Source organism: Methylobacterium sp. WL8, from assembly GCF_008040045.1.
Lineage (GTDB): Bacteria > Pseudomonadota > Alphaproteobacteria > Rhizobiales > Beijerinckiaceae > Methylobacterium > Methylobacterium cerastii.
The window spans coordinates 111,325-120,568 of record NZ_VRVF01000006.1 but is presented as its reverse complement, the minus strand read 5'-3'; the positions used below and the strand labels follow the sequence as shown (position 1 = coordinate 120,568).

Here is a 9,244-nt window from a genome sequence, read left to right as displayed (position 1 = left end):
GGACGTAGCTGAACAGGTTCTCCGACCGATCTCCGCGCCCGCGCATCGCCTGATCCCACCCCTGCCTCTAACAGAGTGAATCATCTCCGCGACAAGCCTGCCAGCGACTTCTGCAGCAGCCTGCTAGAGCATTTTCCGTGATCTCTGGATCACGGAAAATGCTCTAACCTGCTGTGTGGTCGCATTTTCGTCACGCGAGCCGGCATCCACCTCGCTTGAAAATGCATTAGCGGCGGCCCCGCACCGGCCGGGTGCGCGCCGTCCGATCACGCTTTCGCGCGTCCGCGGGCGCCTTGGAACCTTCGCAGGAGCCCGCCGTTCGGACATCCCGACAGCATTCGGTCACGCTTCGCGGCGCCGCCGCGAGGCCGGACCGAGGTCGCTGAACGAGCAGGGAGCTTCCCGATGAGCAGCACCACCGACAAGATCAAGGGCCTGGCCAACGAGGCCGTCGGCAACATCAAGCAGGGCGTCGGCAACGTCACCGGCAACGAGAAGCTGCAGGCCGAGGGTAAGGCCCAGGAGCTGAAGGGCGAAGCCCAGAAGACCGTCGGCGACGCCAAGGACGGCGTGAAGGGCGCGGCCCAGACGGCCGCCGACGCCGTCAAGAAGATCTGATCCGTTCGGTGACCGGGATCGGGGCCGCACTCGTGCAGCCCCGATCCCCATCCGCGGGGCGTGCCATCGCCGCCCCCCGACATCGAAGGACGAGGACGAGATCATGAACCGAGATCGTTTCGAAGGCGGCGTGCGCCACCTGCGCGGCCGCGCCAAGACCGCCGTCGGCGCCGTGAGCGGCGACCCCGGGCGCCAGTTCGACGGCGCGATCGACCAGGCGGCAGGCGCCGCGCAGCACGCTTACGGCCGCGCCCGCGACACCGCCCAGGTCTGGCGCCGCGACGGCGAGCACCTGATCGACGAGGCCAGCGCCCGCGGCCGCGCCATCGCCGACGAGGCCGCGAGTCGCGGACGCCATTATCGCGATCGCGCAGAACATCACGGCCGCCACGCTGCCCGACGCGCCGACGAGAACAAGGGCGCTACCCTGGCGATCGTCGCCGCCGCGGCCTTCGGGCTCGGCTGGCTCTTGAGCGGGGACCGCTGAGCGTCTCGCACGTGAGTGACGCGCAGGCGGGGATGCGGCGATCAAGTCGCCGTTTCGTCGCCTGCGCGGCGCGTGTCGTCGGCGAAAATGGTCTAAGGAAAGGGTGACCGGGGGCGGCGACACCCCCGAGCCCGAAGGCCAGACAGACCGAGACGAGGCGATGACCGGCTCCAGCACACCGAACACCCATCTGACCCCGTCCCTGACGCGGCCCGCGTCGCAGCTGGTCACGATCTTCGGCGGCTCCGGCTTCCTCGGGCGTCACGTGGTCCGGGCGCTGGCCAAGCGCGGATACCGCATCCGTGTCGCCGTGCGCCGGCCCGACCTCGCCTTGTTCCTCCAGCCGCTCGGCAAGGTCGGCCAGATCGTCGCCGTCCAGGCGAACCTGCGCTACCCCGAATCGGTGCGGCGCGCGGTCGAGGGCGCGGACGTGGTGATCAACCTCGTCGGCATCCTTCAGGAAACCGGTGCGCAGAGCTTCTCGCGTCTCCAGGTCGACGGGCCCGATGAGATCGCGCGGGCGGCGGCGAAGGCGGGTGCCGCGATGGTCCACGTCTCGGCGATCGGCGCCGACCGGAACTCCGAATCGCGTTATGCCCGGACCAAGGCCGAGGGCGAGGCCGCAGTGTTCGCCGCCCGGCCCGACGCGGTGGTGTTCCGGCCCTCCCTCGTGTTCGGTCCTGGCGACAGCTTCTTCAACCGCTTCGCCAGCCTCGCCCGGTTCCTGCCGGTGCTGCCGCTGGCCGGCGCCGAGTCGCGCTTCCAGCCGGTCTTCGTCGGCGACGTAGCCGAGGCGATCGCGCTCGCCACCGACGGCCGCGTGCCCGGCGGCAAGGTCTACGAGCTCGGTGGCCCCGAGGTCGCGACCCTCGATCACCTCGTGCGCTACATGCTGGAGACGACGATGCGCAAGCGCATGGTCGTTTCGCTGCCGCTTCCGCTCGCCAAGATCCAGGCCCGCGCGATGGAGCTCGCCGACACCCTGACCCTCGGGCTGCTGCCGGCCGACCTCAAGCTGACCCGCGACCAGGTCGTCCTGCTGCAGAACGACAACGTCGTCTCGGAGGCCGCCAAGGCCGAGGGGCGCTGCTTCGAAGGTCTCGGCATCCAGCCGACCGCCGCCGAGGCCGTGGTGCCGGGCTATCTCTGGCGCTTCCGCAAGGCCGGTCAATTCGCCAAGGGGCGCGGCACCGAGGAGCAGGCCGAAATCCCCGACATGATCGCCCCGACGCCCATGGGCGAAGGCTCGCAGCATCGGCCCATGCGCGCGTCCGGTCCCGCGATCGGGGCCGATGCCGGTGGATCGCCGGGCATGGGCCAGCGCTGGGGCACCCGCAGCTAGGGCCTCGTGGCGCCAGCGGGATGTCCTCGCCGTCCTAGCGAAGTCGGCCTTGCAGAGCGGGCGCCGGCAGCCGGTGCGTCAGCCGCTTGTGGACGTGCACCATCAGCGCGATGCCGAAGAGCGGCGTCAGCAGGTTGAGCACCGGCACAACCATCATCCCGGCGAGCAGGCAGCCCGCCGCGATCGTGGTGCCGGAGAACGCGCGGCGCATCTCGCCGGCCTCCGCCAGCGGGCGGTAGCGGGCGGCGGCCATCTCGAAATATTCGCGCGACAGCAGGTAGGCGTTGGCGGCGAAGAACGCCGCCAGTCCGATGACCGGCACGAAGAAGATGACCAAAGCGGCGAGGTTCACCAGCAGGGTCAGGCCGGCGAAGCGCATGGCGTAGAGCATCGCCGAGCCCCATGGCATCGGGCGGCCCGGCGGGTCGTTCGGGAAGTCGGTTCGCTCGACGATCTCGGCGGCGTCGTCGAGGAAGAACCCGGCGACCAGGATCGAGATTGCCGGCATCAGGTAGGCCAAGGCCACGAAGAGCCCGAACCCGGCCAGGAAATAGGCGAGGCTGTCGAGGATGGGGTAGGATTGCGAGATGTGGTGGCTCGCTTGGAACCACTGGATCAGCCGCGTCAGCCCGAACCAGGCCAGTGCCAGGATGCCGAGCGTCAACCCGAGCGACTTCCACAGGATGGCGCGGAGCGGCGGGGAGAAGGTCTGGCGCAGGGCCGCGAGTGCCGACTGGATGAGCATGCCGTGATCCCGTCTGCCGCCGTGGTTCGGCGCATCGCGGTTGTGGTGTCCCGATCCCGCCGCCGCAAGGGCGTCGTGCAGCCGTGCACGCGTCTGGAAAGCCGCACGGGTCGTGGCGTTCGGCGTGATCCGAGATGACCACCGGGCGGGTGGCCCACCGCCGGGACCGGTACGAGGAGAAGGATGGTGACCGGCGCATGAGACCGAGGCTCGACACGCCACCCCCGCATGCCCGGTTCCGGCCGAGCGTCGCGCCCAGGCTCGCCCCGCTGCCCGCCGACCCCGACGTGGTCGTCGTCGGAGCGGGCGCCGCCGGGATCGCAGCCGCGCGCACCCTGATCGCCGCCGGCCTGTCGGTCGCCGTGCTGGAGGCGCGGGACCGCGTCGGCGGTCGTACGGTGACGACGACGTTGCGCGGTCACGCGATCGACCTCGGAGCGCACTGGCTTCATGCCGGGCCGATCAACCCCCTCGTGCAGCTGGGCTTCGCCCGCGGCGAGCCCCTCCGCCGCGCCGCGCAGGAGGGCCACGTCTGGGTCGGACGCCGCCCGGGACGGCCGTCCGAGGTCGCCGCCTCGGCCCGGTCCTTCGACCGCGCCGACCGGGCGATGCATGCGGGCGCCGCCGAGGACGGCCCGGACCGCTCCGCGGCGAGCGCCCTACCCCGCAGCCTCGGCCCCTGGGGCGCCCGCGTCGCCCTGGTCCACGGGCTGGTCTCTGGCCGCCCGCTGAAGGAGGTCTCGCTGCACGACTTCCCCAGCATGGAATACGGCGACAACTTCTTCATCGCCGGCGGCTTCGGCGGCTACCTCGCCCGCCTCGCGCAAGAGCTGCCGATCGCGCTGAACTGTCCGGTGACGCGGATCGACTGGTCGGGCGTCGGCGTCCGCATCGCCACCGCCGACGGCCGGAGCCTGAAGGCCCGCGCGGTGGTCGTGACGGTGCCGATGATGGTGCTGCGCGACGCCGTCGCCTTTTCTCCGGCCCTGCCCGCGCCGACTCGCGCGGCGATCGACGGGTTCCGCGCCGGCATCTACGAGCACGCGGTGCTGCATTGGCCGGCGAGCCCGTTCCGCGGTCGGGACCGCCTCGCGAGCCTCGTCGGCAGCCGACTCAGCCCGCCGGGCCTGCTCACGCGGATCGACGACACGCCGTTCCACTACTTCGACCTCGACGCGGTCGGCGCCGCCGAGATCGACGCGGCCGGCACCGGGGAGGACGGGCTGCGCCGCCGCGTGCGCGCGACGCTGGCCGACCATTTCGGAGCGCGCCGCCTCCACGACCTGTCGATCCCAGCGGTCAGCGAATGGCGCCACGATCCGTGGTCGCGCGGCTCCTGGGCCTCGGTGCCTCCCGGCCATGCGGGTGCACGCCGCGTGCTCCATGAGGCGGTCGGCGGGACGATCTGGTTTGCCGGCGAGGCGCTGTCGCGCGAGCAATGGGGCACCGCCGGCGGCGCCTACGAGGAGGGCGTGCGCGCGGCCGTCGCCGTCGCCGAGCGTATCCGGATGGGCACAGCCGCCTGACGGGATGCGGCGGCGGCGCCGGATCGTCTTGCGGTCAGCCCCGAAACGCGATGCATCAGGCGGCGTGCGATCGCGACGCGGAACGGGGCCGTCTGATGAACTGGGTCGAGGGCATCGGCTATCTCGGGACGGCGCTGACCATCTCGGCCTCGGCGATGAGTACGATGATCCCCCTCAGGATCATCTCGCTGGTCGCGAGCGCCGCGGTCATCACCTACGGGCTGCTGATCGGCAGCATGCCGGTGGTGCTGACGGAGGCGATCCAGATCCCGTTCAACGCCTGGCGGCTCTGGCAGATGGTCCGGCTCGTGCGCGACGTGGAGACGGCCGCCGAGGGCGACCTCTCCCTCGATTGGCTCAAGCCCTACGGCACCGAGCGCGCCTTCGCGGCCGGCGCCGCGCTCTTCGCCAAGGGCGAGGAGGCGACGACGATGTACTACGTCGAGGCCGGTTGCTTCCGCATTCCGGAATACGAAATCGAGGTGCGGGCCGGCGGCATCGTCGGCGAGCTCGGCCTACTCTCGCCGGGCAACCGGCGCACGGCTTCGCTGATCTGCACGGAGGCTGGCCGGGCGCTGGAGGTGCCCTATTCCGCGGTCAAGCAGCTCTACTACCAGAACCCGGAATTCGGTTTCAGCTTCCTCAAGCTCACGAGCGAGCGGCTGTTCCAGAGCGCGAACGCGCCGGTCTCAGTGGGCGGCGACATAGTCTGAGCTGCACGCCCTGCTTGGACAATCGAACCCGGATCAGCCCCCAAGTCGGTCGCGCAGGCGCGCGAAAAAGCCCATCGCCTCCGGTGGCGGGGGGGCCGACCAGTCGGGCACCGCCCCCTCCCGCAGATGCCAGTCGCGGGACTCGAATCGGTCGCCAGCATCCCCGATCAGGCCGAGGCCGACGCAGGGGCGGTCGGTCCCGTCGCCGACGCGCCCCGCAGCCCAGATCCGCTGCCACCGGTCGCGGATGCCCAGGTCGGCGTCGCACCAACCCAGGCGCTCACGGCCCAACGCGGCGAAAATGCGCTCAGGCGACGCGTCCGCCGGAATGCGGATCCAGGCCGAGAACACGTAGGGCGTGGCCGGATCGAACCGCGTCGTGTCGAGGAGCTTAGTGTAGGCGCTGAAACCCGGACGCTGATTATGCGCCGCGTGCAGCGTCGTTCGGCGCGGAAGCCGCATCGCGTCGGCCGAGGGCGCGGCGGCGAGCGCGGCCGGCGCCACGCCGGCACGGGCGGCGTAGGCCGCGTCGCACAGCGCGACCCAGGATTCGAGCTCGACGTCCCAGGCCTGCTCGCCGGGGGCGAACCGCCGGACGCTTCCTTCGAGCACAAGGTCGCCGGTGCGCCGGAGCGGCTCGGTCGCCGAGCCCGGGGCGGCTTCCCTCACCCGCAGCAGGGTCGAGGGGCCGTGGCGCCAGACCGCCTCGGCCAGGCGCTGGAAGTCGGCGTCGGTCTGTCCCGCGTCGGCCTTTCGCACGAGGATCTTCTCGCCGGTGGCAAGGTCGGCGAGCATCCTCGCCTTAAGGTGCGCGACCCGGCCGTACTCGCGTTCGAGCAGCGCGTCGTGGTCGGTGCCCGCGACGGTCCGCTGCGTGTTCGACCAGATGTTGTAGGTCCGGCTCCGGCAATAGTAGACGCCGGTCTCGGTCGGAGCCAGCACGAGGTCCGAGGGCGCGCCGTAGCGCTCGAAGCGGGTTTCCAGCGCATCGATCAGGTCGTCGAGCGGCGTGTAGGAGAAGCGGAGCAGGCCCGAGGGCTCGGCGCCGCAATAGCGCTGTACAAAGCCGAACTCGCAATTGCCGCCGAGGCTGCGGAACGCAGCCATGCGCGTGGCGAGACCCGGAACCGTGGCCTTCTCCGTCGCGACGCCCGCCATGCCGATGCCCGCCCCGCGCGCCTCAGAGCATGCTGGGCAGAATCCGGTCCGGCGGGCGGTGACCGTCCATGAAGGTCTTGATGTTGATGATCACCTTCTCGCCCATGTCGATCCGGCTCTCGAACGTCGCCGAGCCCATGTGCGGCAGCAGCACGACCTTGCCGGACTTGGCGAGCTTGACCAGGCGCGGGCTCACCGCCGGCTCCTGCTCGAACACATCGAGGCCGGCCGCAGAGATCTCGCCGGCCTCGATCAGGCGGGCGAGCGCGTTCTCGTCGATCACCTCGCCGCGGGCCGTGTTCACGACGATCGCCTCGGGCTTCATCAGCTTGAGGCGGCGGGCCGAGAGCAGGTGGTAAGTCGCGGGCGTGTGCGGGCAGTTGACCGACACGATGTCGACGCGGGCCAGCATCTGGTCGAGTGATTCCCAGTAGGTCGCCTCCAGCCCGGCCTCGATCGCGGCCGGCACCCGGCGGCGGTTGTGATAGTGGATCTGCAGCCCGAACGCCTTGGCGCGGCGCGCGAGCGCCTGGCCGATCCGGCCCATGCCGACGATGCCGAGGCGCTTGCCGGTGATACGGCGACCAAGCATCCAGGTCGGCGACCAGCCCGTGGTCCAGTCGTCGTCGGGAATGATGCGCGCACCCTCGGGTACGCGCCGCGCCACGGCCAGGATCAGCGCCATGGTCATGTCGGCGGTGTCCTCGGTGAGGACGCCGGGGGTGTTGGTGACGGTGATGCCGCGCTCCAAGGCTGCCGACACGTCGATGTGATCGACGCCGTTGCCGAAGTTGGCGATCAGCCGGAGGTTCGGCCCGGCCTGGGCGAGGAGGCCCGCATCGATCTTGTCGGTGACGGTGGGAACGAGCACGTCGGCCTCGCGCATCGCGGCGGCGATCTGCTCGGGCGCGAGCGGGGCGTCGTCGTGGTTCAGCCGCGCATCGAACAGCTCGCGCATCCGCGTCTCGACCGCGTCCGGCAGGCGTCGCGTCACGACGACGAGCGGCTTGCGCTTCAACGACATCATCTCTCCCATCACCGGGTTCGGGCAGGCCCGACACGAACGCCTCGCGCGGCGTCGGCGCATCGTGGACCGGCCGCGTCCCCGGTTTCAAGCTCCGTTAACCGAGCTCCGCCAGACAGGTGCGGACGGCTTCCGGCCTCTCTATCAGAGGCAGGCCGGAACACAATCGGAAGTGCCGCGCCGGCATCGCCGCGCGGTGCGGGCGTTCCTTCGTCGTGCGCAGATCAGGAGATGGACGATGCGGCTGGCTCGGCTCTTCTTCGCGGGCGCCGCCCTCCTGGCGTCGCCCGCCCTCACGCTTCCCCTGGTCACCAGGTCGGCGCTGGCCGCGCCCGCCGCGGGCGGCGGCCCCGAATCCGGCGTGGGTCCGGTCACCAAGCTGCCGCTGCCGCGCTATGCCAGCCTCAAGACCGATCGCGTGAACCTGCGCGAGGGGCCTTCGAAGGATCACCGCACCCTCTGGGTGTTCCAGCGCGCCGGCATGCCGGTGGAGATCGTCGCCGAGTTCGAGACCTGGCGCCGCATCCGCGATTCGGAAGGGACCGAGGGGTGGGTCCTGCACTCGTTGCTGTCGGGCCGCCGCACCGCGATCGTCACCGCCTCGAAGGGCGCCGACAAGGCCGCGATCCCGCTGCGGGCGCGGGCCGACGACGGCGCCGAGGACGAGGCGCGCCTGGAGGCCGGCGTGATCGGCAGCGTGAAGAGCTGCACCGGATCGTGGTGCCGCCTCGTCGTCGCGCTGCCCTCCAAGCGCGACGTGGACGGCTACATCCACCAGGACCGCCTGTGGGGCGTCTACCCGAACGAGAAGGTCGACTAAGAAAAAAGGCCCGGTTCGCACCGGGCCTTCTTCGATTCGGAGACGTTGACGGCCGCTCAGCTCTGGCGGCGGGCGCCGGCCCGGCGGCGGAGGCGGACGATCACCTCGACGCCGGCGATCTCCATGCCTTCCGGCGCGTCGGGAAGCGATTCGACGGAGATGCCGCAATCGGGCATGTCCATCACCTGACCTTCGTCCTCAAGGAAGAAGTGGTGGTGCTCGGAGGGGTTGGTGTCGAAGTACGCCTTCGACCCGTCGAGCGCGAGCTGGCGTAGAAGGCCGACCTCGGTGAACTGGTGCAGGGTGTTGTAGACGGTGGCCAGCGACACCGGAACCTTGGCGCGCATCGCCTCGTCGTAGAGCATTTCCGCCGTCAGGTGGCGGTCGCCGCGCCCGAACAGCAACCAGCCGAGCGACAGGCGCTGGCGCGTCGGGCGCAGGCCCGCGCGGCGCAGGCGGTCGCGCAGGTCCGAGAGCGGGCAGCCGCGGCGCGCCGCGCCGGACGCATCCCCCGAAAGGGCCGGGATCCGGGCGTTCAGCGCGGCCTGAAGGGACAGCAGTTCGGACATCGGCGGGACTGAACGCTCGCGAGGGGTGAAGGATTTCGCCCTCGTGTATATGGGAACGGTCGCCGGCTCGCAACACGCGCAGGTGGCCCCTCCCCCGCTCGCGCGAAGGCCGCTTCGTTCGCGCCTGCTTGGAACCGGCTCCGCGCCTATGCTAACGAGGCCGCCGAGTGCGCGGTTCGCCCCGCGTACGGGATGAGCGCCGGCGCCGAAGCCGGCCCGGGCCCGCCGACCGAAGCTCGCGA

10 protein-coding genes are annotated in these 9,244 nt (G+C 71.0%); 6 read left to right on the top strand and 4 right to left on the bottom strand.

Annotated features, from left to right (window positions below):
* The first annotated feature begins 405 nt into the window (after positions 1-405).
* From FV234_RS04245 to FV234_RS04235, 3 genes are all read left to right on the top strand, one after another.
* Positions 406-618 (top strand): CsbD family protein, encoded by a 213-nt coding sequence (locus tag FV234_RS04245; protein ID WP_147828204.1) that lies wholly within the window; start codon positions 406-408, stop codon positions 616-618.
* Positions 619-721: 103 nt separating this feature from the next.
* Entirely contained in the window at positions 722-1,105 is a 384-nt protein-coding gene (locus FV234_RS04240) for a CsbD family protein (protein WP_147828203.1), read from the top strand.
* A 160-nt stretch (positions 1,106-1,265) separates the two neighbouring features.
* Entirely contained in the window at positions 1,266-2,447 is a 1,182-nt protein-coding gene (locus tag FV234_RS04235) for a complex I NDUFA9 subunit family protein (RefSeq protein WP_147828202.1), read from the top strand.
* Positions 2,448-2,481: 34 nt separating this feature from the next.
* Here the strand turns inward: FV234_RS04235 and FV234_RS04230 are convergent, their stop codons facing one another.
* Positions 2,482-3,192, bottom strand: coding sequence for a sulfate transporter family protein (locus FV234_RS04230; protein ID WP_147828201.1), 711 nt, complete (start codon positions 3,190-3,192; stop codon positions 2,482-2,484).
* 197 nt (positions 3,193-3,389) lie between these two features.
* Between FV234_RS04230 and FV234_RS04225 the strand changes: the two genes are divergently transcribed.
* Both FV234_RS04225 and FV234_RS04220 read left to right on the top strand, forming a co-directional pair.
* Complete coding sequence (locus tag FV234_RS04225) at positions 3,390-4,718, top strand: NAD(P)/FAD-dependent oxidoreductase (protein WP_147828200.1); 1,329 nt, start codon at positions 3,390-3,392, stop codon at positions 4,716-4,718.
* Between the two features lie 95 nt (positions 4,719-4,813).
* A complete protein-coding gene (locus FV234_RS04220) occupies positions 4,814-5,431 on the top strand; it encodes a cyclic nucleotide-binding domain-containing protein (protein ID WP_147751785.1) in 618 nt (205 codons plus the stop codon).
* 33 nt (positions 5,432-5,464) lie between these two features.
* Here FV234_RS04220 and FV234_RS04215 read toward each other — a convergent pair whose 3' ends face one another.
* On the bottom strand, positions 5,465-6,589 hold the full coding sequence (locus FV234_RS04215) for a hypothetical protein (RefSeq protein ID WP_147828199.1): 1,125 nt from the start codon (positions 6,587-6,589) through the stop codon (positions 5,465-5,467).
* Between the two features lie 22 nt (positions 6,590-6,611).
* Positions 6,612-7,616: a D-glycerate dehydrogenase gene (locus tag FV234_RS04210; protein WP_147751787.1), complete on the bottom strand. Its 1,005-nt coding sequence runs from the start codon at positions 7,614-7,616 to the stop codon at positions 6,612-6,614.
* Positions 7,617-7,851: 235 nt separating this feature from the next.
* Here FV234_RS04210 and FV234_RS04205 point away from each other — a divergent pair, with 235 nt between their 5' ends.
* The gene (locus FV234_RS04205; protein WP_147828198.1) at positions 7,852-8,433 is read left to right on the top strand and encodes an SH3 domain-containing protein; all 582 of its coding nucleotides are present in this window, start codon (positions 7,852-7,854) and stop codon (positions 8,431-8,433) included.
* Between the two features lie 56 nt (positions 8,434-8,489).
* Here the strand turns inward: FV234_RS04205 and irr are convergent, their stop codons facing one another.
* Positions 8,490-9,002, bottom strand: coding sequence for a Fur family transcriptional regulator Irr (irr, locus tag FV234_RS04200; protein WP_147828197.1), 513 nt, complete (start codon positions 9,000-9,002; stop codon positions 8,490-8,492).
* Positions 9,003-9,244: the final 242 nt, after the last annotated feature.